Origin of the sequence: Granulicella tundricola MP5ACTX9, assembly GCF_000178975.2 — a bacterium.
Classification (GTDB): Bacteria; Acidobacteriota; Terriglobia; order Terriglobales; family Acidobacteriaceae; genus Edaphobacter; species Edaphobacter tundricola.
Map to the genome: position 1 here is coordinate 4,205,197 of NC_015064.1, position 23,585 is coordinate 4,228,781.

The window sequence follows — 23,585 nt, forward strand, 5'->3', positions numbered from 1 at the left end:
TGTAAGATTTCAGGTGATGGCAGGTTTCGGCCTGTGAGTATTTGAGGATTATGCAATGACTTGGAAGTCAACAGTGGCAGCGGGGGTTCTGGTGATGAGTGGAGTGGCAGGGGCGCAGACATTGAAGTATCCGGCAGCACGGGTTTCAGAGCAGAAGGATGTTTACTTTGGGACGACCGTGACCGATCCGTATCGGTGGATGGAGGATGTGGACTCGGCCGAGGTGAAGACCTGGGTGGATGCGGAGAATGCGGTGACGCAGGGGTTCCTGGCGGGTGTACCGGCGCGGGATAAGATTCACGCTCGGCTGATGGAGCTGAGTAATTATGAGCGGGTGGGGATGCCGGAGCGGGAGGGTGGACGGTACTTCTACTCGCGTAATACGGGGCTGCAGAACCAGAGCGTGCTGTATTGGCAGGAGGGCGAAAAGGGTGAGGCGAAGGTGCTGCTGGACCCGAATACGCTGGCGAAGGATGCGACGATCGCGCTGGACAGCTACAGCGTGAGCGAGGATGGGAAGCTGATGGCGTATGCGCTGGCCGAGGCCGGGAGCGACGTGCAGAAGGTTCGGGTAAAGGTGGTGGCGACGGGCGAGGATCTGCCGGACCTCATCGAGTGGGTGAAGTTCTCTGGTGTGAGCTGGGCTAAGGATGGGAAGGGGTTTTATTACTCGAGCTTTGGCGTGCCGAAGACGGAGGCGGAACGAGCGGCCGCGTTGAAGCAGGTGAATACGAATCACAAGCTCTACTTCCATGCTCTGGGGACTGCGCAGAACGAGGATAAGGTGGTGTTCGAGCGGCCGGATGACAAGGAGATGCTGGTCAGCGGCGGGGTGAGCGAGGATGGGCGGTGGCTGATCCTGAGTTCGGGTAAGGGGCATACGAATGCTCTAGTGGTGAGGGATCTGTCGAAGCCAAGTGCGGGGTTGATTCAGCTTGCGCAGGTGGATGATGCGATCTATGGATGGGTGGGGAATGTGGGGAGCAAGGCTTGGCTGCAGATCAACAAGGATGCGCCTAACAGCAAGATCGTTGAGGTTGATCTGGAGCATCCGGAGCGGGCGGCGTGGAAGACGGTGGTGGCGGAGGGGAAGGAGCCGATCGACGGCGTATCGATGGTGCATGACGAGCTGGTGCTGAGCTACCTGGAGGATGCGAAGACCCGGGTGGAGATGCGGGGGCTCGATGGGCATGTGATCAGGCAGGTAGCGCTGCCTGGGATTGGCGTGGCGCATGTGGGCGGAGGCAGGGCGAAGGACACGGATGTGTTCTTTGTGTTCACGAACTATGTGACGCCGGGAACGGTGTACAAGCTGGACCTGAAGAGTGGGGCGACCGCGGTTTGGAAGCAGCCGAAGCTGGTCTTCGATCCGGCACAGTATGAGACGAAGCAGGTCTTTGCTCCGAGCAAGGATGGGACCAAGGTGCCGGTGTTCATCACGTACAAGAAAGGCACGAAGCTGGATGGGGCGGCTCCGGCGATCCTGTATGGGTACGGTGGGTTCAACATATCGCTGGGGCCGGCTTACAGCTCGTCACGGCTGGCGTGGATGGAGATGGGCGGCATCTATGCAGAGGCCATTCTGCGTGGGGGCGGGGAGTATGGCGAGAAGTGGCATGAAGCCGGGACCAAGCTACAGAAGCAGAACGTCTTCGACGACTTCATTGGTTGCGCGGAGTATCTGATCGCGAACAAGTACACGTCTGCGAAGAAGCTGGCGATCAATGGGGGGTCGAACGGCGGGTTGCTGGTTGGGGCTGTGGAGTTACAGCGGCCGGAGCTGTTTGGGGCGGTGTTGGCGCAGGTGGGCGTGATGGATATGCTGCGGTTCGATAAGTTCACGATCGGGTATGCGTGGAAGTCGGACTACGGCTCCCCGAGCGACAACGAGGCGGAGTTCAAGGCGATCTACAAATACAGCCCGGTGCATAACGTTCATGCGGGCACGCACTATCCTCCGACGCTGATCACGACAGCGGACCATGACGATCGGGTATTTCCGGCGCACAGCTTCAAGTTTGCGGCGGTGATGCAGGCTGCCGCTGAGAAGACGCCGGGCGCTGCGCCAATGCTGATCCGGGTGGAGACTCGGGCGGGGCATGGCGGTGGGATGCCGCTTTCCAAGCAGCTTGATGTGACGGCGGATATGTATGCGTTCCTGGTGAAGGAGCTGGGGATGCAGTAGGCGCGGCAGACGGCAGCGAAGCGGAGGACAGAAGCAGGTTCCTCCGCTTCGCTGCGGAATGACAAGCCAAGTTTGGCAGACGAAAGGGGCTCTAGATCTTCTGGACGCGCTGGACGTCTCGAACGCCGGGGACCTTACGTAGGTTCTGGGTGAGCTTCGTGAGGTGGCGGACGTCTACGGTTTCAATGACGAAGTCCACCATGAAGGAGCCGTCGGTGGCGGGCTTGGAGTCGACCGAGCGGATGTTGGTGCCGTCCTCCGCGATGATGGCGGTGAACTCCTTCAACATGCCGGAGCGGTCGTCGCAGACGATGGTGAGCTTGACCGGGTAGGTGGTGGGCTTGGGTGCGCCTGCGCCGCCGTGCGATTCGCCAAGGCCCCACTCCACCTGGATGCGGCGGTCGGACTCGTAGAGAAGGTTCTGCACGTTGGGACAGACGCGTGCGTGGACCGCGACACCCTTGCCACGGGTGACGTAGCCGATGATCTCTTCGCCGCGGATCGGATTGCAACATCGGGCGCGATAGACGAGAAGATCGTCCTGGCCTTCCACCTGTAGCGAGTCCGACCCCTTGCCGAAGAAGACGCGTTTGACCGCCTCTGACATCTGGCCGACCACGTTGCCGACGCCGGCTTCGGGCTCTGAGATCTCAGCCGCCATCGTCGAGCCGGGCTGGAGCTTGTTGAGGACGACGCGGGCTGAGTACTTGCCGAAGCCTACGCCGGCGAGCAGCTCCGCCTCTGTGCCCAGGCCGTAGTCGTTGGCGACGCGAACGTAATCGGCATCGTCGAACTTGGAGAGGGCGAGCTTCCACTTGCGGGCTTCGCGGTCCAGAAGCTTCTTGCCGATCTCAATGGCGCGCTCTCGCTGATGCTCGTTGAGCCAGTGCTTGATCTTGTTGCGGGCGCGGCTGGATTTGGTGAAGGAGAGCCAGTCGCGGGATGGAGCGTGGCCGGTCTGGGTACTGATCTCTACGATGTCGCCGTTGCGGAGCTTGGTGCGGAGAGGGACGATGCGCCCATTGACCTTGGCTCCGATGGTGGTGTTGCCCACCTCTGTGTGGATGGCGTAGCTGAAGTCGATGGGGCTGGCGTCCTTGGGAAGCACGACGACCTTGCCCTTGGGGGTGAAGGTGTAGACCTCCTCTGGGTACAGATCGATCTTGAGGGTCGACATGAACTCGTTGGGGTCTGTCATCTCACGCTGCCATTCCATCAACTGGCGGACCCAGGCGAGGCGCTGCTCATCCTTGGCGCTGACGGCGTCGTTGGCCTTGTACTTCCAGTGCGCTGCGATGCCCTCTTCCGCGATGCGGTGCATCTCCTCCGTGCGGATCTGGACCTCAAACTGGTGACCGCCGGGAGCCATGAGCGTGGTGTGGAGGGATTGGTAGAGGTTGGGGCGGGGGGTGGCGATGAAGTCCTTGAAGCGACCGGGGACGGGACGCCAGAGATTCTGGAGGATGCCGAAGACGGCGTAACACTCGCCCACGGTGTGGCAGATGACGCGGACGGCGAGGAGGTCATAGACCTGATCCACGGGGATCTTCTGGGCGGTGAGCTTCTGCTGGATGGAGTAGAGACGCTTGATGCGGGATTCGACGCGGCCATCGATGCCGGCTTCGGCGAGCTTGCCCCGTACGGTCTCGACGATGTTGGTGAGGGTCTCTTCGTTGGCATCGCGGAGATGCTCCACCTCCTGCGCAACCTGCAGGTAGGCGTAGGGATCTGTGTAACGGAAGGCCAGGTCTTCAAGCTCTCCGCGGAGCTTACCCATGCCGAGACGGTGGGCGAGGGGGGCGTAGATGTCTAGGGTCTCGCGTGCGATCTTCTGCTGTTTTTCCGGCTTCAGATGCTCCAGCGTCCGCATGTTGTGGAGGCGATCCGCGAGCTTGATGATGACGACGCGCACATCCGTGACCATGGCCAGGAGCATCTTGCGGATATTCTCCGCCTGGTGATCTTCACGGTTGGCGAACTTGATCTTGTCGAGCTTGGTGACGCCTTCCACGATGTGGGCGACCTGCTCGTTGAAGCGCTTGGCGATCTCCGGGCTGGTGACGTCAGTGTCTTCAACGGCGTCATGCAGGAGGCCGGCGGCGATGGCGGTGGAGTCCATCTTGAGGTCTGCAAGGATCTGGCAGACCTCAAGCGGATGGATGATGTAGGGCTCGCCCGAGGCGCGAAGCTGGCCCGCATGCTGCTGGATGCAGAAGGCCCAGGCGCGGCGGATGATCTCAAGATCGTCGCTGGGGCGGTTGCGGTGGACGGTTTTAAGGAGATGGTCGAAGCGAGCTTCCAGCGAGCCGGGCAAGGCATCGGGATGCTCGGAGATGGGCGCGGGCTGGAGTGGTGGGAAGGAGCCGGAGGGTTCGGCGAGATCGTGGGGCAGGATCTGGATGGGGGAGGAGAGAAGCTGAGGCCGGACGCCGCCGGATGCGGCTGAGATGGAAGCGGCGGTGGGCAGGGCTGCTTCCATGTCGATGCCCGCGACGCTTCCTGAGCCGGAAGTGGTGGGGGACGACGAGTTCAGAGGGCCAGCCTGTGAATCAGCCGGCGGAGCGCTTGCCATAGGACATTATAGGCCGATTGGGAGGGAGGGATGGCTGGCGGGGTGGATACTGGCGGGCAAAGAAAACGGCCGCTCCCCTAGATTTCCAGGGAGCGGCCGTTTTGTGGTGCCGAGGAGTTAGGCCTGGGCAGCGGGCTGGAAGCCATCGCAGCCGCTGAGGGGAGTGACCTTCAGGTGAAGCGCGGCATTCTTGGGCAGGCCGCAGCTATCAAGCAGGGTGGCATCCGCGGACTTGCTGCTTAGGATGCTGACGAGAACGGTGGTCTTCTCATGTGCTTCGCCGAAGTGGGTACAGAGACCGCACTGTCCGTCATGAACTGTCTGCATGGTGATCCTCCAGAACTTGTTATGTGAGAAGGCGGCTGGACGATTCGCGTTGCCTGCTTCTCGACGTTCCGGGATGACAATAGACCGCGCGTAAACCCTTGTAAATTGGGACGATTCGAGTCTTAGATCGATTGATGAGTGGGACGGAATGAGTCTTATTTCTGGTTCATGCGCCGCTGGAGAGCTAGCTTTGGAACCAGTGGAAGTCCAGAGTTTCCTGTGAGCCGATATGCCGGAGCCGGTCTGCAATGAGCTTCTCCGCGTCGTCCTGATCGGCCGCATCTTCGACCTCCAGGTAGACGGAGAGGGCCGCAGGGGCGGACATCAGAGTGCAGATGGCTCGGTCCAGCTTGATCTTGCCGTGGGTGTCGTCGTACTCGACCGGAAAGCGGTGGGCCCAGTGGCGGCAGAGCTCACGCAAGTACTCAACGGCGTGAGTGGTGCGGAGCTCTGCGCGCGAGAGCATCATGCGAACGCCGGCATCATGCGAGCGGCATGGCTGGAGCGGGTAGGATCTCCGAAACGTCGATCATCTGGGTGGGGTACTCGCCGGTATAGCAGGCGGTGCAGAAACTGGCCGGGGAGAGGCCGCCGAGCGGCTCGCCGGTGGTGCAGGAGTGGGTGAGGCCGACGAGGGAGAGGTAGGCGAGGGAATCGGCTTCGATGTAGGCGCAGATCTCGGCGAGGCTCTTGTTGGCGGCGATGAGGTGTTCGCGGCTGGGGGTATCGACACCGTAGAAGCAGGGCGAGATGGTGGGGGGGCAGGAGATGCGGAGGTGGACCTCCGTGGCTCCGGCGGCTCTGACCATCCGCACGATTTTTCGGCTTGTCGTTCCGCGGATGATGGAGTCGTCGATGAGGATGACGCGCTTGCCTTCGAGCAGGGCGCGGGAGGGGTTGAGCTTCATGCGGACGCCGAAGTCGCGGACGCGCTGGGTGGGTTCGATAAAGGTGCGACCTACGTAGTGGTTACGGATGAGCCCGAAGTTGAACGGGATGCCGGACTCTGCGGCGTAGCCGATGGCGGCTGTTACGCCGGAGTCGGGGACTGGGACGACGAGGTCTGCGGGGACTGCCGACTCGCGTGCGAGCTGGCGACCCATCTCTTCACGGGACTTCTGGACCCAGCGGCCGAAGACCTTGGAGTCCGGGCGGGCGAAGTAGACGTGCTCGAAGACGCAGGAGGCGGGCGGGACGGAGCCCTTGGCGAAGTGGCGACTGGTGACGCCGTCTTCCGAGACCATGACGAGCTCGCCGGGCTCTACGTCACGCTCATACTTGGCGTGGAGGAGGTCCAGGGCGCAGGTCTCGGAGGCGAAGACGAAGGTGTCCGGCGCGCCGTCTTCTCCGGTGACTCGGCCCATGCAGAGCGGGCGGAAGCCGTGCGGATCGCGCGCGGCGAAGATGCGGTTGCGCGTCATCATGACGATGGAAAACGCGCCTTCGACCTGGGCGAGGGCTTCCGCCATGCAATCGACGAGGGTGGTGCATTTGGAGTGGGCGACGAGCTGGATGATGATCTCGGAGTCCGAGGTGGTCTGGAAGATGGCTCCATCGCGCTCCAGGCGCTCCTTGGCGGTGCCGAGGTTGATCAGGTTCCCATTGTGCGCAATGGCAATCAGCCCCTTGGTGGATTCAACGCTGATGGGCTGGGCGTTGAGGAGGGCGGAGTCGCCGGTGGTGCTATAGCGGGTGTGGCCTATGGCGAGGTGGCCGGGGAGCTTCTGGAGGACGTCGTCGGTGAAGATTTCCGAGACGAGGCCCATGCCCTTGATGTCGTTGACGTGCTCGCCGTCCGCGGATGCGATTCCGCCGGACTCCTGGCCTCTATGCTGGAGGGAGTAAAGACCCCAATAGGTGAGGCGGGCTGCGTCAGGGTGGTTGTAGACGGCCATGACGCCGCACTCTTCGCGGAGCTTGTCGAGGTGGTCGTCGGCTTCGTGATCTTGCATGTCTTGGGCCAGGGAGAGGGTGGTGTTCATTATGCGAGCACCTCTTCGGCTAGTTGGGATTCGAGGGCGGTGGAGTAGGCGGTGCGGAGTTCACTTACCGTTGTCAAAATTGCCGGTTTCTTTCCTGTGGCGAGCCAAAAATCATCGCGGTCGGTTGTGTCACCTAAGGCCCATACGTGCAGATCATATCCTTCAACAATGGACCGAACCTTGGACTCGTCCTCTGACGAACAGGAAATGACGACACTACAAGCTTGTTCTCCAAACAGCGAGATTGCGGTTCGACTGGAGTCAGCGTTCACGCCTACGCCGTTGGTTAGGCAAGCCTTTGCCAAAGCGACCGCAAGACCTCCATCGGACAGATCGCACGCCGACCTCAACAACCCTTCACTTGCAAGACTAATCAAGCACTTATTTAGCTGGGCCGCTTCTCTGAGATCAAACCACTCAGGCCTCCCCCAGATTGTCTGAAGGATGGTCTTCGCATAGTCCGAGGACCCAAATGCTTCGACGGGGTAAGAATCAACATCCCACTTGGCGGCAATTTGGATGACCTTGTGGCCCGCGCTAACAAAACCTGATGGCACGGCTTTAGTTACATCGTCCAGAATGCCCACTATGCCGATGACGGGGGTGGGGTAGATTCCTTCGCCTTTGGTTTCGTTGTAGAGGCTGACGTTGCCGCCGGTGACGGGGGTGCCGAGGGCGTTGCAGGCTTCGGTGATGCCGTCGATGGCCTGGGAGAGCTGGGCCATGATCTCGGGTTTTTCAGGGTTGCCGAAGTTGAGGCAGTTGGTGGCGGCGACCGGGGTTGCGCCGGTGCAAGCGACCTTGCGGGCGGCTTCGGCTACGGCGTGCATCGCGCCTAGTTTGGGGTCGAGATAGCACCAGCGGCCGTTGCCGGCGAGGGCCATAGCGAGGCCTCGCTCCGGTGCGTCCTGCTTGCCGGTGCCCTTGATGCGGATGACGCCGGCCTCTCCGCCGGGGCCCTGGACGGTGTTGGTCTGGACCATGGAGTCGTACTGCTCGTAGATCCAGCGCTTGTCGCAGATGTTGGCAGAGGCGAGGAGCTTCTTGAGGTCGGCGGTGTAGTCGCGGGGCTTCTTGAGCTCTTCGAGAACCCAGGCGGGTGGGTCCTTGGGGACGGGTGCGGTCCAGGTGCCGACCGGGCGGTGGTAGACCGGGGCGTCGTCAGTCAGAGACTTGTTTGGGATCTCGGCTTCGAGGATGCCGCCGTGGTAGACGCGCATCACGTCGTCGGCGGTGACGAGGCCGACCTCCGCGCAGTCCAGGCCCCACTTGCGGAAGACGGCGAGGACCTCTTCTTCGCGGCCCTTGGCGGCGACGAGCAGCATGCGCTCCTGCGACTCCGACAGCATGATCTCGTAGGTGGACATGCCGGTCTCGCGCTGGGGGACCTTGTCGAGTTCAATGGTGACGCCGAGCGAGCCGCGTGCGCCCATCTCGCAGGTGCTGCAGGTCAGGCCGGCTGCGCCCATGTCCTGAATGCCGAGGACTGCGCCGGTCTGCATGACCTCCAGGCAGGCCTCGAGGAGGAGTTTTTCGAGGAAGGGGTCGCCCATCTGGACGTTGGGGCGCTTCTGCTCGGAGCCTTCGGTGAACTCTTCCGATGCCATGGTGGCACCGTGAATACCGTCTCTTCCAGTCTTAGCCCCGACGTAGAAGACGGGATTGCCGACGCCTTCCGCCTTGGCGTAGAAGATCTCGTCGGTTCTCACCAGGCCCAATGCAAATGCGTTCAGCAAGGGGTTGCCGGAGTAGCACTGCTCAAAGCGGGTTTCGCCGCCGAGGTTGGGCACGCCGAAGCAATTGCCGTAGCCGCCTACGCCGTGGACGACGCCGGCCATGGTCTGGCGGTTGCGGGCGTAGTCAGTGGTGTCGTCTTTTTTGTCACTCTCAGGGGTAAGCGGGCCGAAGCGGAGCGAATCCATGACGGCCATGGGGCGTGCGCCCATGGTGAAGATGTCGCGGAGGATGCCGCCGACGCCGGTGGCCGCGCCCTGATAGGGCTCTATATAGCTGGGGTGGTTGTGGGACTCGATCTTGAAGGCGCAGGCCCAGCCTTCGCCTACGTCGATGATGCCGGCGTTCTCGCCGGGCCCTTGCACGACCGCGCCTGGGCCGCTGAGACGGGTGCCCTTGGTGGGCAGGCGCTTGAGGTGGACGCGGCTGGACTTATAGGAGCAGTGCTCCGACCACATAACCGAGAAGATGCCCAGCTCAGTCAGCGAAGGCACGCGACCGAGCGCGGCTTCAATGCGCGTGTACTCGTCCGGCGTAATGGAATGCGTTTTGAGGAGCGCCGGGCTGATGGTGGTGGGCGTGGGGGGCGGCGTAGACGTGGGGAAAACGTACTCGTTTGGCATAGGCTCGCAGCTTCGATTGTCGCATGATGGCAGGGACGATGTGCCCGTGTTACGGTGCGTTCGGCTTGCGATTCAAGCTCCGGTTGACCCGAATCCGCCCTGATTGCGCGGTGTCTGGTCCAGCGTGGAGACCTCAGTGAAGGCCGCTTCGATGCGGCGTACGATGCGGAGCTGGGCGATGCGGTCTCCGGCGGCGATGGTGTGAGGGATGGCGGAGAGGTTCGTCATGACGACCTTGACCTCACCCCGGTAGCCAGGGTCAATGACTCCTGCGAGGGTGGTGATGCCGCGTGAGGCGAGCCCGGAACGGTCCTCCACCAATGCGCCAAAACCGTCAGGCAGGCCAAGCGCGATGCCCGTGGGAACTGCGCGGGTCTCCGCCGGGGCCAGTGTAAGTGGCTCTACGGCATGGAGATCGGCAGCAAGATCGCCATAAGGCCCGGTGTGGGCGTAGCGGGGAAGCTGGGCGTAGGGATGAAGTTTGAGAACACTGATTTCCAGGTCGGGCGATGATTCTGCGTTCATGGGTCGAGTTTATCGTTGAACGCATCCGGGAATTAAGTTGATGAAAGTGCAAGGCCGGGCATTCGGACTGAAACGGTTGGGAGAGTTCTGCATCCGACATGCAACGGGACACGTCTGGAGAGGTACATGCTGAAAGCGAAGATAAAAGGGACCGGCACGCCCGGCGATGTGGCACTGGTGCTCATGCACTTTCTGGGCGGCAGCACGCGGGAGTGGGATGAGGTTGTGGGTCTATTGGGAGACGGCTTCCGGACGGTGGCGGTGGACCTGCCGGGGTTTGGCGAGGCTGCGGGTGAGCCCGGCTACTCGGTTGCGGAGATGGCGGATGCTGTGGAGGAACTGATCGCGCGGCTGGAGCTGGGGCGGTACGTGCTGGTGGGGCACAGCATGAGCGGAAAGGTCTCTGCTGTACTGGCGCGACGGGCTGCGGAGACAGCGCACGGCAGGCTCGCGGGCCTGATTCTGGTGGCTCCGTCTCCGCCCAGCCCGGAGCCGATGACAGACGACAAACGTGCCGGGATGCTGGAGTCGCTGGGCGCTGCAAAGGACGGTGATGAGGCGCGAGCTAAGGTCTACATCGGCCGCAACGAGGAGCGGGACATCCCTCCCGCGGTGCTGGCGCGCACGGTGGACGAGGTGTTGAAGATGAACCGCGCCGCCTGGGTGGCGTGGCTGGAGAGCGGCAGCCGGGAGGACTGGGGAGAGCGCGTCGGCGTGCTGGACCTGCCCGCGCTGGTCGTTGCTGGGGAGAAGGATGCGTCGCTGGGCGAGGACTCTCAGCGCAAGTTCACGTTGCGGCATTTCTCCAGGGCGGAGCTGAAGGTGGTCGAAGGCTGTTCCCACCTGGTGCCGCTTGAACGGCCCACGGAGCTGGCGGAGATGATGCGGGCGTTTGTGGCAGAGCTGGGACGGGTGCCGGTTCCTGCGGAGTACCTGGAGTTCATCGCCTCGGAGCGGGTTTCGCCTAGAACGCGGGCGGTGCTGGAGGCTCGCATGGCTGGACCGGAGCCGACGGATATGCTGACGCCCGAGCAGATGGTGACGCTGCGTGCGATGCTCGCACGGATCGTCCCGCAGAAGGGTGAGGGAATCGACCTGGCTGGATATGTGGCGGCCTCGCTGGCCAAGGGCAAGGGCGATGGCTGGCGTTATGCCGTACTGCCGGAGGATGCGAAGGCGTATCGGGATGGGTTGGACTCCTTGAGAGCGCGTGGCTTCGACGAGATGAGTGATGAGGATCAGGATGCTGCTTTGAGGGCGCTTGAGGAGAAGAAAGGAAGCGCAGAGGCGTGCTGGTTTGAGGAGGTTCGCGGCGATGCTACGACCGCTTACATCTCGCACCCAGCGACGCTCGCGCGTATCGGCCACAGCGGCATCGGTGTAGGTGGCGCGAACACGCAGAACAAGGGATTTGTGGCGATTGGGATTGGCGATGTCGAGGCGTGGGAGCCGAAGGAGTTAGTGAAAGCGTGAAGAGCTTCAGCACGAACGATGTGGTGGATGTAGTGGTGATCGGTACTGGCGCGGGCGGCGCACCCGTGATGGCGACGCTGGCTGAGGCGGGGCTTTCGGTGGTTGCGCTGGAGGCCGGGCGCTGGTGGGACCCGGCAAAGGATTTCGCAGCCGACGAGGTGCAGATGTCCGAGCTCTACTGGCTGGACGAACGCATCAGCGCAGGTGAGACGCCGACAGCCTTCGGGGGCAACAACAGCGGGACGGGCGTGGGCGGCTCCATGCTGCACTGGGGTGCGTATGCTCCGCGTGCGGATGAGCGGGACCTGAAGCTGAAGACGGACTCCGGGCTGGGCGTGGATTTTCCGCTGGACTATGCGGAGCTGAAGCCGATCTATGAGGAGCTCGATCGCTTCATGGGGGTCTCCGGGCCGACGCCTTATCCGTGGAATGAGAGCAGGCAGTTTCCGTTGGGGCCCATCGCGTTGAATGCGCCGGCGCTGGCGATGCAGAAGGGGTTCGCCGCGCTTGGGATCAGGACGGCTGAGGCGCCCATCGCTGCTGTCTCAGCGAAGTACACGCAGCCGGGGTATGCGGAGCGGCAGCCTTGTGTGGGGTGTGGATTTTGTCACCAAGGGTGCGTATTCAATGGGGCCAAGGGCAGCATGGACGTGACCTGGTTGCCGCGCGCTCTCGCTGCGGGAGTGGAGATCAGGCCGGACAGCTTTGTGCATCAGATTGAGCTCGATGCCAAAGGAGAGGTCTCGGCGGTGGTCTATCGCACGAAGAGTGAAGACCATAGGCAACGATGCAAGGCTGTGTTCCTCTGCGCGGGTGCGGTGGAGACGCCTCGGTTGCTGCTGCACACGGGACTTGCGAACTCCTCCGGGCAGGTGGGACGGAACTTCATGGCGCACGTCGCGACGCAGGCCTGGGGTACGTTTGCGCCGGAGATGCGGATGAACAAGGGCTTCCCTGCGTCGCTAATCTCAGAGGAGATGATGCGGCCTGCGGACGCGGACTTTGTGGGCGGCTACCTGGTGCAGCCTCTGGGCGTGGTGCCGGTGACCTTTGCGAAGCAGGTTGCGCGAGGGCGTGGGCTTTGGGGTCAGGCGCTGGTGGACTACCTGGACCAGTACAACCACATTGCAGGGATTGGGATTAACGGCGACTGCCTGCCGTATAACGGCAACTACCTTGAGCTTTCAGACGAGGCGGATCAGCGCGACGGCATCGGCATGCCCAAGCCGCTCATCCACTTCAGCTACGGCGAAAACGAAAAACGCATGAGTGAGCATGGAGCGAAGCTGATGACCTCGGCGTGGGAGGCTGCAGGCGCGACCGATATTTGGACCTTCGAGCGCTCGGCCCACACCATCGGCACCTGCCGTATGGGCGACGACCCGAAAGATAACGTGGTGGACGCGTATGGGCGGAGTCACGATATTCCGAACCTCTGGATCAGCGATAACTCCACCTTCCCGGCGGCGCTGGCGGCGAATCCGGCGATGACGATCATGGCGCTGGCGTTGCGTTCGGCACGGCAGTTCCTTAGCTTGACGCGCACCTAACCGGTATCATCAAGGACGATGCCGTCGACTCAAACTCGTATGCAGGCCGTCTTGCGCTGGATGCGGGCGGAGGACGATCCCTTGCGGCTGCCCAGCCGACTCTTCTGGGTTGGTCTCGCGTTGCGCGTCGCCTACATCACGCTGGCCCACACATACAAGATTCGCCTCATTCTTGACCACTTCCAGTTTGGCTGGGAGATGGGCCGCATCGCCCGTTCGCTGGCTACGGGATACGGCTTTGCCAATCCATTCAACGGTCACTCCGGTCCCACCGCCTGGACGCCCCCGCTCTATCCGCTGCTGCTGGCCGGCGTCTTCAAGGTATTTGGCGTCTATACGCTCAAGTCGGCGTGGGTCATCCTCACCATCAACAGCATCTTCTCCGCGGCCACCGGCTGCGCGGTCTATGAGATCGCATGGCGCTGCTTTGGCCGCGATGCCAAGGGGCTGAAGGTCGCGTTGTGGTCAGGCTGGCTCTGGGCTCTGTATCCGGCGGCCATGCAGTACGCCGTGCATTGGGTCTGGGATATGGCGCTCACCGCGCTCCTGTTTTCCTGGGTACTCGTGCTTGCCCTGCGGGTCAGGGCCGTGGGCGATCCAACTGAAACAAATCCTCAAAGTGCCCGTCGCTGGCTGCTGTTCGGTGTTCTGTGGGGCGTGATCGCCCTATCGAACAGCTCCCTGCTGACCTTTCTCCCAGCCTGCGGGCTGTGGATGGTCTGGCCCGAGCTCACAGGCCTCCCGCGCCACGTATTGCGAGCGTTGCGCAACGCCGTTCTTGCCGCCGTCTGCTGCCTGGCGATGCTCGCGCCCTGGGTCGCGCGTAACTGGTACACCTTCCACGCCTTCATTCCCATGCGCGCCAATCTGGGCGCAGAGCTTTATCAATCCGTACTTCAGACAAACGATGGATTTCCCTGGGGTGGCACCTTATCGCTTGCGGAGGCTGACCCAGAGTTTCAACGCTATGAACATATGGGCGAAGTGGCCTTCAGCAAGGCGCAGGGCGAGCGCGCCAAGGAGATCATCCGCCGCGATCCCAGGACATTCGCAAGACACGCCGCATTACGAGTCTTCTTCTTCTGGGTCAGCGTTCCGCATCCCGTAGAGAAGAGCGTCTTCATCGAGGCCACGCGCGAAGCGAACTACGCCTTCCTGAGTCTGGCCGGCCTGCTCGGCCTCGCGCTCGCGCTGCATCGCCGCGTGCCCGGCGCTTGGCTGTTCTTCTGGGCCTTTGCGCTTTTTCCGCTTATTTATTACTTCATCACGGTGCAGGCGCGCTTCCGCCACCCCCTGGAACCGATCATCACGGTCCTGGCCGTCTATCTCTTTCAATCCGCTGAGCTGCCGTCAGAAAAGCGCCGCAGGCTCGCCGAGGCACACGCATGAAACAGGTTCTTGTTACCGGAGGCTCCGGGTTCTTTGGCGGAGTACTCAAACGCCGCCTTCTGGCGGAAGGCTTTGCCGTCGTCAATATCGATCTGGTGCAGGACCCCGATCATCACGCCAACCTGACCAGCATTCGCGGCGATATCCGCGATAAGCCCCTGCTGCAGCGCATCTTCGCCGAAAACCAGTTCCTTTCCGCCTTCCACTGCGCGGCCATGCTGGCGCACGACACCATCTCCGACGACGAGCTCTGGACCTCCAACGTCGACGGCACACGCAATATCGCCGAGGCCTGCCGCGCAGCCGGCGTATCCAAGATGGTCAATATCAGCTCCAACTGCCTGTGGGCCAGCAACCTGGGCCACGAGGTCGCAGAGGATGAGATTCCCGCGCCGGTCGAGCTCTACGGCCGCTCCAAGCTCGCTGCCGAGGAGGCTCTGGCGGAGTTCCCCGACCTTCAGATCGTCACCATCCGCTGCCCGACGATCATCGACGGCGGCCGCCTCGGCCTGCTCGCCATCCTGTTCGAGTTCATCCAGGACGGGAAGCGAGTCTGGGTGGTCGGCGACGGCGGCAACCGCTACCAGTTCATCTACGCTCAGGACCTCGCAGCGGCCTGCATCCTGACGTTGGGTTATGAGGGCTCGGACCTCTTCCACATCGGGTCCGACCATGTGACCAGCCTACGCCAGGTCTACCAGGCCGTCATCGACGTCGCCGCAACGAAAGCCCGCGTCGCCCAGATGCCCAAGGCCCCGACGCTGCTGGCGATGAAGCTCGCCCATAAGCTCGGGGTCTCGCCGCTCGGCCCGTACCACTATCGCATGATCGCGGAGGATTTCATCTTCGACACCCGCCGCATCCGCGAGCGCCTCGGCTGGGCCCCCACCCTGACCAACAACGAGATGATGGTGGAAGCCTTCCGGTACTACGCCGCCAGCCGCAAGGAGATTCACGCCCGCAAGGACGTCTCCGCGCACTCCAAACCGGCTGCCATGGGCGTGATCCGGCTGCTGAAGTGGATCTCATAGCCATTTCTGGTTGACCCAGGCCGTGGCGCAAGGTACACTTCTTAAGTTTGGCGGAACTGCGTCTTATTCCAGTTTCTGCCTTCCGAGCAACACCCATCCAGCAACAGAAGAACGCGCTGGGAAGCGGGCATCCGGGTAGTCTTGTTGAGATTTCGGGATCCGCCACCGCGTATGAGGGTTCCATCATGTATGCAGTGATCCGCACAGGCGGGAAGCAGTACCGCGTTGCCCCAGGCGACGTGTTGAAGATTGAGAAGGTCGCTCATGAGAATGGCGCGGTCGAGTTCGGCGAAGTCCTCGCCGTCAGTGGCGATGCAGGCAGCTTCGAGCAGTCGCTCGAAGGCGCCAAGGTCACCGGAACCGTTGTGGGCGAAGGCCGCGGCGAGAAGATCCTGGTCTTCAAGTTCAAGCGCAAGAAGCAGTACAAGCGCATGCAGGGTCATCGTCAGAGCTTCACCGAGGTGAAGATCAACGAGGTTCTGGTCGGCGGCAAGAGCTTCAAGGCTTAGTCCCGGCTCCAATCGACTTCACTGCGGTCCAATCCGCATAACGCGCCCCGAGGCTGAGTCCCGGGAGTCGCATGAGGAACAGAAATGGCACATAAAAAAGGTTTGGGATCGTCCAAAAACGGGCGCGATTCAAATGCACAACGCCTCGGCGTGAAGAAGTTCGGGGGGGAAGTCGTCTCCGGCGGCTCCATCCTGGTTCGGCAGCGCGGAACACCGCTCAAGCCGGGTCTCAACGTCGGTCGCGGTAAGGATGACACCTTGTTCGCCAAGGTCTCCGGCGTGGTCCGCTTCCAGGACCGTGGCCAGAAGGGCCGCTTCGTCTCGATCGATGCTGCCGAGATCATGTCGATCCCTGCGTAAGCTTCACTTTCGAGTACAAGAAAAGCCCTGCCACCCGGCAGGGCTTTTCTGTTCCGCCACACGATATACTTTGCCCACAGGGAGGATACCGCGTGCAGACAATCATCACAGAAAACCAGGAGCAGATCGCCGAACTCTGCCGTCAGCACCACGTGCGCAGTCTCGCTGTGTTTGGCTCTGCTGCCCGCGACGACTTTGACCCCGCACGCAGCGATGTCGACCTACTTGTAGAGTTCGGGCCTCTCAGTGACCTTGAGTACGCCCCCAACTACTTCTCTCTTCTCAGATCGTTCGATCGGCTCTTCGGACGCCGTGTCGATATGCTGACAGATCCTTCCATCCGCAACCCTTACCTTCGCAAGTCAATTGAATGCGATAAGGTTTACCTCTATGCCGCGTGAGTTGAGGGCATATTTAAATGATGTCATCGATTCGGGCCGCGATATCTTGACCTACTTGGGCGATATGTCTTTGGACGACTACAGGGAGAGCAGCCTGGTCCGGGCTGCAGTCGAGCGAAAGTTCTCCATCATCGGCGAGGCGATCAATCAAGCGTTGGATCACTATCCCGAACTTCAGGGAAAAATTAAGATGGATCGCGATATTGTCGATTTCCGGAATCGTGTCATACACGGCTACTTCTCGGTCAATGACGTGCTGGTCTATTCCTTGACGAAGCGTGATCTACCTGAACTTATGGACGAGATGCAGAACCTGATCGGGGAGATGAATCTATGAGCGACGACCGTATCGTCAGCGCGGCACCGCTCGATGAAGATAGTCTTTTTGAACTGAAGCTCCGGCCCACCCGCCTCGCCGAGTTCATCGGTCAGTCGAAGGCCAAGGAACAGCTCGCCATTGCGCTCGAAGCGGCCAAATCGCGCGGCGAAGCCCTCGATCACGTCCTGCTTTTCGGGCCGCCGGGACTGGGCAAGACGACGCTCGCCACCATCATCGCCAACGAGATGGGCGTGGGCTTCCAGCAGACCTCAGGGCCGGCGCTGATGATCCAAGGCGACCTCACCGCCATCCTCTCCAATATCAAGGACAAGCAGGTCCTGTTCCTCGACGAAGTCCATCGTCTGCAGCCTGTCCTGCAGGAGAAGCTCTACACCGCCCTCGAGGACTACTCGCTGGACATCATGATCGGCTCAGGCCCTGCTGCGCGGACGTTCGTGTTGGACATCAAGCCCTTCACCTTCGTCGCCGCGACCACAAGGCCAGGCCTGCTCAGCTCTCCGATGCGCGCTCGCTTCGGCATCCTGCTGCGGCTGGAGTTCTACACGGACGACGAACTTCGTTTCATCGTCGAGCGCTCGGCCGAGGTCCTGGGCGTTCCGATCGACCGCGACGGCGCGGCGGAGATCGCGATGCGCTCCCGTGGAACACCGCGTATCGCCAACCGACTGCTACGGCGCGTCCGGGACTACGCGCAGGTGCGAGCGGCCGGCGTGATCGACCGCGAGACCGCAAACGCGGCGCTTGAGATGCTTGAGGTGGATGCGCACGGCTTCGACGAGCTCGACCGTCGACTCCTGCGGACGATCATCGAAAAATACGATGGCGGCCCAGTCGGCCTCAACACGCTCGCCGCAGCTCTGGCTGAGGAACAGGACGCACTGGAAGAGGTCTACGAGCCGTTCCTGATCCAGATCGGCTTCCTGGATCGCACGCCGCGTGGCCGTGTGGCAACACGTCTGGCCTACGAGCACCTGGGGCTGGAGATGCCGCGCAAGATGAGCCTGTTCAGTTAGCTCGTGCTCTAAAATTGAAGAGATGGAACCCGAAACACTCTTCCCCGTTCCGCCCGACCCGCGCATCATCGAGATCGATCGCCGATTGCTGGCGCACTACGGTCAGCCGCCGCCCCGGGACGTCTGGAATCCCCTGGATCAGTTCATTTACTCGCTTCTGTCTTCCCGCACCAAGACCGAGCAATCCCACCAAGTCATGCGTGACCTGCGCGCACGCTTCGGCACCTGGGAAAATCTGCGTGACGCGGCGGTCGCGGAGATTGAGCAGACCCTCCAGATCATCACGTTTCCAGAGGTCAAGGCCCTTTGGCTCAAGAAAGATCTGATGGAGATTACAGCGCGCTGCGGCGAGCTGTCCCTGGAGTTTCTGGCAAAATACAGGACCAACAAGATCCGCTCCTGGCTTGAGCAGTTTGAAGGCGTGGGGGCAAAGACCTCTGCGGCGGTCGTGAACTTTTCTACGCTTCGCAGAAGAGCCCTCTGCGTGGACTCGCATCATCTGCGCGTGACGCAGCGCCTCGGTCTCACTCCTCGGGCAGATGCAGCGATCACAGAGGAGCGGCTGATGCGCAAGATCCCAGCAGACTGGGACGCCATCAAGCTCGACGACCATCACTCGCTCATCAAGAAGCACGGCCAGGAACTTTGCACCTTCGCTGAGCCGCATTGCAGAAGATGTCCTCTCCTGGATATGTGTCCAGAGGGGCAAAAGCAGACCAAAGCAAATCCTTCAGACATCGCCAGTTAGCGGGATACGGCGCTCCATCGCCCTGCATCATACGGCGGATGATCAATGCACTCCTTTGCGATATCGACGGCACCTTGGTGCAAAGCAACTGGCTTCACGCCGAGGCCTGGCAGGTCGCGCTCGCCGAGATGGGCATTCAGGTAGAGCTTGAAGAGGTCCGGCGGCAGATTGGCAAGGGTGGTGAGGAGCTCGTGCCGGTCTTCGTGCCGTGGTGGAAGCGGAAGCATGTGCAGGAGCCGCTGGAAGCCTACCGGAAGTTCATCTTCCAGCAGGACTATCTCTCCAAGGTTGAACCGCTGCCGAAGGTGCATGAGTTCCTGCTGCGCCTGAAAGATGCAGGCATCCGGCTTTCGCTTGCATCCTCCGCCAGCAAAGAGGATCTGCTGGTTTACAAAAAGATCGCCCACATGGAAGACCTGATCGAAGAGGAGAGTTCCGCAGATGACGCTGACCGCGCCAAGCCGCATCCGGACATCTTTCAAGCCACGCTGAAGCGGTTGAAGCTGAAGCCGAAGGAAGTCCTAGCGCTGGGCGATACGCCCTACGACGCGGAGGCTGCGGGCAAGGCCGGTATCTGGACCATCGGCGTGGAGACCGGGGGCTGGTCGAGGGAAGATCTACTGGCAGCCGGCTGCGTTGAGGTCTACAAGGACGTGGCCGCATTGCTGGAGTGCTTTGACCAGAGCGCATTAGTCCGCTGAGGCATCCAAGCCTGGTGAGTGAGTAGACTTGAGAACTGAACAGGAGAGCAATGAACCTGACCGAGCTGAACGACCACTTTGGACTCTCCGGCGTCCTGACCTTTGAGGATCACAACGGCCTCACCCGCCTGCAGGTCAAAACGCCTGCCTGCACCGCTACTGTCTACCTGCACGGCGCGCACCTCACCCACTGGCAGCCGACCGGCGCGCAGCCTGTGCTCTTTCTCTCGGATCGCTCTGACTTTGCTCCCGATAAGGCCATCCGCGGCGGCATACCCGTCTGCTTCCCCTGGTTTGGCCCGCGTGCCGGTGGCAAGCCCGGCCCATCGCACGGCTTCGCGCGCATCCAGCCGTGGGAGGTCGCCTTCGCCGCGCTTTCAGGCGAGAACGTTCACCTAACCCTCACGCTCGGCCCCACCGCGCTTAGCCGCTCGCTCGGCTTTGACGGCTTCCGCGTCGCGTACGAGATGGTTCTGGGCAAAAAGCTTACCTTGCGCCTGACCGTCGCCAACTACGGCGAAGGCATGCTGAAGTATGAAGAGGCGCTGCATACCTACTTCTCCATCGGCGAGGTGCGCAGGACGACGATCGCAGGGCTGGAATCAGCATTATTCGTGGATAAGACCGACGGCCTGAAGGAGAAGGAGACCCCCCCCGAAGCGTTGATCCTAAGCGGCCAGACCGACCGGGTCTTCCCGGAGAACGTCTCGTCCACAACGATCGGCGACGGCCCACGGACCATCACCATCAATAAATCGAACTCCGCCACAACAGTCGTCTGGAACCCATGGACCGAAGGCTCGGTGACCCTGAAGGATCTGCGGCCGGACGCGTGGCCCGGCTTCGTCTGCGTTGAAACCGCCAACACCGGCGAGGACGCGATCACGCTGGCACCCAACGACGCTCACACCATGCAGGCTGAGATCACGCTCGGCAAAGCCTGATCGGCCTCGCAACAAAACCCGAAAGTTGAACGACCCCATGCTGATTCTTGCCTCTGCCTCTCCCCGCCGCCACGAACTGCTGAAGCAGGCCGGCTTCGACTTCACCGTCGAGGTCGCCAACATCAATGAGACCCCGCTTGAAGGCGAAGCCGCCGCGGCTTACGTGCAGCGGCTGGCGGTCGAGAAGGCGCAGGCGGTCTGCGGTCTTCACCGCGACAAGGAAACGGAAAGCTACGTCGTCCTCGCAGCCGATACCTGCGTGGTTGCAGACGGACAGATTCTGGGCAAGCCCACCGACATCATGGATGCCCGCAGGATGCTCGCACTGCTCTCCGGGCGAACCCACGCCGTCATGACGGGGGTGGCGGCCGTGTTCTTCGGCCCAGAGGTCAAAAGTCGCACCATCGCCGACGTAGTGATCACGCAGGTCACCTTCGACCTCATGAGCGAGCAGGAGATTGCGAGCTACGTCGCCACCGGGGAACCTATGGATAAGGCCGGAGCCTACGCCATCCAGGGCTATGCCGCACGCTGGATTCCCCGCATCGAAGGCGACTACTTCAACGTCGTTGGCCTGCCGATTGCGCGTGTGGTGCATCTTCTGGATCAAGTGCAGGTTCCAGAGGAGTAGCGTAAGTCGTTCACTATAAAAGGATAACTGCGAAAATTGGGTTGAACCACGCAGGTTAACACCTGCATGGTTACGTGTGTCTAATTTTCCACACAAAATCCTGTTTGCACGGCTGTAATCTTCCGTCTGCAGGAGAGATACCCAACCGTGCAAGGCCCCGCTCACTCTGAGCAGACCATTCAATCCGAGATTTGCTTCAACGGAGTGGGTCTCCACAGCGGCGCAGAGGTGTCGATGCGGTTGATTCCAGCGCCTGCGGGCTCCGGCATCGTCTTCCGCCGCAGCGATCTGGACAACTTCGAAATTCCTGCCACCGGCCGCAACGTCGCCAAGGTCAGCTATGCGACCTCCCTCATGCGCCAGTCGGTCCTGATCCAGACCACCGAACATCTCCTCTCCGCTCTCATCGGCTTCGGCGTCGATAACGTGATCGTGGAAGTGGATAACCTTGAAGTCCCCATCCTGGACGGAAGCGCGCTGCCTTACGTTCAGGCCTTCCAGTCTGTCGGCCTCAAGACCCAGCGCCGCCGCCGCGAGTACCTGAAGATACTCAAAGACGTCGAGGTCCGTGACGGCTCGAAGTTCATCGGCGTCTATCCCGGTGAGGGCTACCAGATTGACTACTCGATCGACTTTCCCGCGCCCATCGGCTGCGAGACGTTCCGCGGCGACCTCGCCATCGGCGACTATGCCAACCTCATTGCTCCCGCCCGAACCTTCGGCTTCATGGAAGACGAAGCCATGCTGCGCAACATGGGCCTGATCCGCGGCGCATCGGACGCGTGCGCGATCATTCTGAACAAGCATGGCGTGCAGAACGGCCCGCTGCGCTTTAGCGACGAGTTCGTACGCCACAAGGTGCTGGACCTGATCGGCGATCTCGCTCTTGCCGGTCGTCGCATCCAGGGCAAGGTCGTCGCCGAGCGTGCAGGCCACGCGATGCATACGGCGCTGGTGCAGAAGTTGATGCGCGATCGCTCCGCGTGGGTCCTTGCGCATGGCTTCGACGAGATCACCGAGCCGGAGCCTGAAAGCTCGCTGGGCCTGCTGGTACTCTCTCCAGCGCACGCGTAAGCCCTGTGATTGCCGCCATCGCGCTGGGCTCGAATCTCTCTTCAACCTTTGGCGGCCGTGAGGCGACCCTGCATATCGCAGTAGAACGTCTGGGTGCGGTTGGCAAGGTGACGGCAGTCTCAGCGTTCTACGATACGGAGCCGGTGGGCTACACGGATCAACCGCGCTTCCTGAACGGCGCTGTGCTCCTTGAAACAGACTTGTCTCCTGCGGAACTGATGCGGACCCTACTCGGTATCGAACTTGGCATGGGCAGGCAGCGCGAAGGCGTACCCGCCAAAGGCCCGCGCGTGATCGACCTGGACCTCCTGTTTGTGGGCGATCTGGTCGTCCAGTCGGCAGAGCTGACGCTGCCGCATCCGGCGATGCACGAACGAGCCTTCGTACTGGAGCCGCTGGCCGGGATCGCACCACACTGGAAGCATCCGATCCTGGGGCTTACGGTTGTAGAGATGCTCTCGCGGCTTGAGAATAGCTAGATGATGAATCTCGCAACGCTGCCGACCGAAACGCGTAACCCCCGTTCCGAGCATCTCGACGAACTCTCCACCCTGGACATGCTGACGGTGATCAATGATGAAGATGCGACCGTTGCGGCTGCCGTCCGGGCCGTGCTGCCAGGCGTAGCCGAGATCGTCGATGCGATCGCGGCGCGGTTCGAGCGCGGTGGCCGGCTCTTCTACCTCGGCGCAGGAACCAGCGGACGCCTGGGTGTGCTCGATGCGAGCGAATGTCCGCCGACCTTTTCGGTCGAGCCCGGCCTCTTCGTCGGCCTCATCGCCGGTGGCGACTCAGCGCTGCGCCGCTCCTCTGAAAGCAGCGAGGATAAGCCTGAGGAGGGTGCACGCGATCTGCTCACCTTCGATCCGACCCCCAACGATACAGTTCTCGGCATCGCGGCCAGCGGGCGGACGCCCTACGTCCTCGGCGCGCTGGCGGCAGCGAACGATGCCGGCTGCTTGACCGTCGCATTGACCTGTGCGGGCGGGCTGGAGGGTGGATCGCCCATGGGTCATGTGGCCGAAATGGCTGTCGAAGTGGCCACCGGACCGGAGGTCTTGACGGGCTCCACCCGCATGAAGGCCGGCACCGCGACCAAGCTGGTCCTGAACATGATCTCCACCGGCGTCATGGTGCGGGGCGGCATGATTTACGGCAACCTGATGGTGAACGTGCAAACCTCAAACGCCAAGCTGGTCGATCGCGGCGTGCGCATCATCGCAGCAGCCACAGGCTTCGAGAAGGAGCGCGCGGCGGAGTTGTTGGAGGCAGGCAGCAGCGTGAAGATCGCCATCGTAATGGGCAAGCTCGGTATCTCGCGCGAGGCCGCGCAGGAACGGCTTTCCGCCCACAAAGGCAGGCTCGCAGAAGCTTTGAAGTGAAAGGCATAACGCGGACAGAAGTGACAAGTACGAATCAAAACGTATGTGTCCTATCCGTTCTGGTCCGTCTTATCTTTCTTATCCGCGTTAC

The 23,585-nt window shown here is 61.8% G+C and carries 23 protein-coding genes; 17 read left to right on the forward strand and 6 right to left on the reverse strand.

The features are described from left to right. Positions 1 to 55 precede the first annotated feature (55 nt). Positions 56 to 2,185, forward strand: a complete 2,130-nt coding sequence (locus tag ACIX9_RS18400) for a prolyl oligopeptidase family serine peptidase (protein WP_013582004.1) — start codon at positions 56 to 58, stop codon at positions 2,183 to 2,185. Between the two features lie 91 nt (positions 2,186 to 2,276). On the opposite strand, the gene ACIX9_RS18405 is transcribed toward ACIX9_RS18400, so the two are convergent. The 6 genes from ACIX9_RS18405 to dut form a co-directional block, all read right to left on the reverse strand. Beyond that, positions 2,277 to 4,757 (reverse strand): RelA/SpoT family protein, encoded by a 2,481-nt coding sequence (locus ACIX9_RS18405; RefSeq protein WP_013582005.1) that lies wholly within the window; start codon positions 4,755 to 4,757, stop codon positions 2,277 to 2,279. A gap of 117 nt (positions 4,758 to 4,874) precedes the next feature. After that, positions 4,875 to 5,084 (reverse strand): hypothetical protein, encoded by a 210-nt coding sequence (locus tag ACIX9_RS18410; protein ID WP_013582006.1) that lies wholly within the window; start codon positions 5,082 to 5,084, stop codon positions 4,875 to 4,877. Positions 5,085 to 5,268: 184 nt separating this feature from the next. Next, a complete protein-coding gene (locus ACIX9_RS18415; RefSeq protein WP_013582007.1) occupies positions 5,269 to 5,553 on the reverse strand; it encodes a DUF2218 domain-containing protein in 285 nt (94 codons plus the stop codon). 13 nt (positions 5,554 to 5,566) lie between these two features. Further along, positions 5,567 to 7,066, reverse strand: coding sequence for an amidophosphoribosyltransferase (purF, locus tag ACIX9_RS18420; protein WP_013582008.1), 1,500 nt, complete (start codon positions 7,064 to 7,066; stop codon positions 5,567 to 5,569). Beyond that, positions 7,066 to 9,423 carry a phosphoribosylformylglycinamidine synthase subunit PurL gene (purL, locus tag ACIX9_RS18425; protein WP_013582009.1) on the reverse strand — a complete coding sequence of 786 codons (2,358 nt, stop codon included), beginning with the start codon at positions 9,421 to 9,423 and terminating at the stop codon, positions 7,066 to 7,068. Before purL ends, purF begins: the two co-directional genes overlap by 1 nt. A gap of 72 nt (positions 9,424 to 9,495) precedes the next feature. Then, a complete protein-coding gene (gene dut, locus ACIX9_RS18430) occupies positions 9,496 to 9,948 on the reverse strand; it encodes a dUTP diphosphatase (protein WP_013582010.1) in 453 nt (150 codons plus the stop codon). Between the two features lie 126 nt (positions 9,949 to 10,074). Here dut and ACIX9_RS18435 point away from each other — a divergent pair, with 126 nt between their 5' ends. From ACIX9_RS18435 to murQ, 16 genes are all read left to right on the forward strand, one after another. Then, entirely contained in the window at positions 10,075 to 11,421 is a 1,347-nt protein-coding gene (locus ACIX9_RS18435; protein WP_013582011.1) for an alpha/beta hydrolase, read from the forward strand. Next, positions 11,418 to 12,971: a GMC family oxidoreductase gene (locus tag ACIX9_RS18440; RefSeq protein ID WP_013582012.1), complete on the forward strand. Its 1,554-nt coding sequence runs from the start codon at positions 11,418 to 11,420 to the stop codon at positions 12,969 to 12,971. Before ACIX9_RS18435 ends, ACIX9_RS18440 begins: the two co-directional genes overlap by 4 nt. Before the next feature lie 18 nt (positions 12,972 to 12,989). Further along, entirely contained in the window at positions 12,990 to 14,360 is a 1,371-nt protein-coding gene (locus ACIX9_RS18445) for an ArnT family glycosyltransferase (RefSeq protein ID WP_232298752.1), read from the forward strand. After that, positions 14,357 to 15,391, forward strand: a complete 1,035-nt coding sequence (locus tag ACIX9_RS18450) for an NAD-dependent epimerase/dehydratase family protein (protein ID WP_013582014.1) — start codon at positions 14,357 to 14,359, stop codon at positions 15,389 to 15,391. The genes ACIX9_RS18445 and ACIX9_RS18450 overlap by 4 nt, the downstream gene beginning before the upstream one ends. Positions 15,392 to 15,438: 47 nt before the next feature. After that, complete coding sequence (rplU, locus tag ACIX9_RS18455) at positions 15,439 to 15,900, forward strand: 50S ribosomal protein L21 (protein ID WP_332308614.1); 462 nt, start codon at positions 15,439 to 15,441, stop codon at positions 15,898 to 15,900. Positions 15,901 to 15,984: 84 nt separating this feature from the next. Continuing rightward, complete coding sequence (rpmA, locus tag ACIX9_RS18460; protein WP_013582016.1) at positions 15,985 to 16,260, forward strand: 50S ribosomal protein L27; 276 nt, start codon at positions 15,985 to 15,987, stop codon at positions 16,258 to 16,260. Positions 16,261 to 16,352: 92 nt separating this feature from the next. Beyond that, positions 16,353 to 16,661, forward strand: a complete 309-nt coding sequence (locus ACIX9_RS18465) for a nucleotidyltransferase family protein (protein ID WP_013582017.1) — start codon at positions 16,353 to 16,355, stop codon at positions 16,659 to 16,661. Further along, positions 16,651 to 16,998 carry a HepT-like ribonuclease domain-containing protein gene (locus ACIX9_RS18470; RefSeq protein WP_013582018.1) on the forward strand — a complete coding sequence of 116 codons (348 nt, stop codon included), beginning with the start codon at positions 16,651 to 16,653 and terminating at the stop codon, positions 16,996 to 16,998. The genes ACIX9_RS18465 and ACIX9_RS18470 overlap by 11 nt, the downstream gene beginning before the upstream one ends. Beyond that, entirely contained in the window at positions 16,995 to 18,014 is a 1,020-nt protein-coding gene (gene ruvB, locus ACIX9_RS18475; RefSeq protein WP_013582019.1) for a Holliday junction branch migration DNA helicase RuvB, read from the forward strand. Before ACIX9_RS18470 ends, ruvB begins: the two co-directional genes overlap by 4 nt. A 22-nt stretch (positions 18,015 to 18,036) precedes the next feature. After that, positions 18,037 to 18,762, forward strand: coding sequence for an endonuclease III domain-containing protein (locus ACIX9_RS18480; protein ID WP_013582020.1), 726 nt, complete (start codon positions 18,037 to 18,039; stop codon positions 18,760 to 18,762). Between the two features lie 38 nt (positions 18,763 to 18,800). After that, the gene (locus tag ACIX9_RS18485; RefSeq protein WP_013582021.1) at positions 18,801 to 19,463 is read left to right on the forward strand and encodes an HAD family hydrolase; all 663 of its coding nucleotides are present in this window, start codon (positions 18,801 to 18,803) and stop codon (positions 19,461 to 19,463) included. A gap of 50 nt (positions 19,464 to 19,513) precedes the next feature. Continuing rightward, complete coding sequence (locus ACIX9_RS18490; protein WP_013582022.1) at positions 19,514 to 20,407, forward strand: D-hexose-6-phosphate mutarotase; 894 nt, start codon at positions 19,514 to 19,516, stop codon at positions 20,405 to 20,407. 37 nt (positions 20,408 to 20,444) lie between these two features. After that, entirely contained in the window at positions 20,445 to 21,038 is a 594-nt protein-coding gene (locus ACIX9_RS18495; RefSeq protein ID WP_013582023.1) for a Maf family protein, read from the forward strand. 147 nt (positions 21,039 to 21,185) lie between these two features. Then, on the forward strand, positions 21,186 to 22,112 hold the full coding sequence (gene lpxC / locus ACIX9_RS18500; protein WP_013582024.1) for a UDP-3-O-acyl-N-acetylglucosamine deacetylase: 927 nt from the start codon (positions 21,186 to 21,188) through the stop codon (positions 22,110 to 22,112). Positions 22,113 to 22,117: 5 nt separating this feature from the next. After that, entirely contained in the window at positions 22,118 to 22,591 is a 474-nt protein-coding gene (gene folK, locus ACIX9_RS18505; RefSeq protein ID WP_013582025.1) for a 2-amino-4-hydroxy-6-hydroxymethyldihydropteridine diphosphokinase, read from the forward strand. Beyond that, positions 22,592 to 23,494 (forward strand): N-acetylmuramic acid 6-phosphate etherase, encoded by a 903-nt coding sequence (gene murQ, locus ACIX9_RS18510; protein WP_013582026.1) that lies wholly within the window; start codon positions 22,592 to 22,594, stop codon positions 23,492 to 23,494. It abuts the gene before it with no gap. The last annotated feature ends 91 nt before the right edge of the window (positions 23,495 to 23,585 follow it).

Coding starts and splice junctions, on each gene's coding strand:
- ACIX9_RS18415 (WP_013582007.1), bottom strand. CDS start 5,553: ATGATGCTCTCGCGCGCAGAGCTCCGCACCACTCACGCCGTTGAGTAC.
- ACIX9_RS18445 (WP_232298752.1), top strand. CDS start 12,990: ATGCCGTCGACTCAAACTCGTATGCAGGCCGTCTTGCGCTGGATGCGG.
- purL (WP_013582009.1), bottom strand. CDS start 9,423: ATGCCAAACGAGTACGTTTTCCCCACGTCTACGCCGCCCCCCACGCCC.
- ACIX9_RS18450 (WP_013582014.1), top strand. CDS start 14,357: ATGAAACAGGTTCTTGTTACCGGAGGCTCCGGGTTCTTTGGCGGAGTA.
- ACIX9_RS18400 (WP_013582004.1), top strand. CDS start 56: ATGACTTGGAAGTCAACAGTGGCAGCGGGGGTTCTGGTGATGAGTGGA.
- ruvB (WP_013582019.1), top strand. CDS start 16,995: ATGAGCGACGACCGTATCGTCAGCGCGGCACCGCTCGATGAAGATAGT.
- murQ (WP_013582026.1), top strand. CDS start 22,592: ATGATGAATCTCGCAACGCTGCCGACCGAAACGCGTAACCCCCGTTCC.
- ACIX9_RS18410 (WP_013582006.1), bottom strand. CDS start 5,084: ATGCAGACAGTTCATGACGGACAGTGCGGTCTCTGTACCCACTTCGGC.
- purF (WP_013582008.1), bottom strand. CDS start 7,066: ATGAACACCACCCTCTCCCTGGCCCAAGACATGCAAGATCACGAAGCC.
- dut (WP_013582010.1), bottom strand. CDS start 9,948: ATGAACGCAGAATCATCGCCCGACCTGGAAATCAGTGTTCTCAAACTT.
- rpmA (WP_013582016.1), top strand. CDS start 15,985: ATGGCACATAAAAAAGGTTTGGGATCGTCCAAAAACGGGCGCGATTCA.
- ACIX9_RS18495 (WP_013582023.1), top strand. CDS start 20,445: ATGCTGATTCTTGCCTCTGCCTCTCCCCGCCGCCACGAACTGCTGAAG.
- ACIX9_RS18485 (WP_013582021.1), top strand. CDS start 18,801: ATGATCAATGCACTCCTTTGCGATATCGACGGCACCTTGGTGCAAAGC.
- ACIX9_RS18405 (WP_013582005.1), bottom strand. CDS start 4,757: ATGGCAAGCGCTCCGCCGGCTGATTCACAGGCTGGCCCTCTGAACTCG.
- ACIX9_RS18480 (WP_013582020.1), top strand. CDS start 18,037: ATGGAACCCGAAACACTCTTCCCCGTTCCGCCCGACCCGCGCATCATC.
- ACIX9_RS18470 (WP_013582018.1), top strand. CDS start 16,651: ATGCCGCGTGAGTTGAGGGCATATTTAAATGATGTCATCGATTCGGGC.
- ACIX9_RS18435 (WP_013582011.1), top strand. CDS start 10,075: ATGCTGAAAGCGAAGATAAAAGGGACCGGCACGCCCGGCGATGTGGCA.
- ACIX9_RS18490 (WP_013582022.1), top strand. CDS start 19,514: ATGAACCTGACCGAGCTGAACGACCACTTTGGACTCTCCGGCGTCCTG.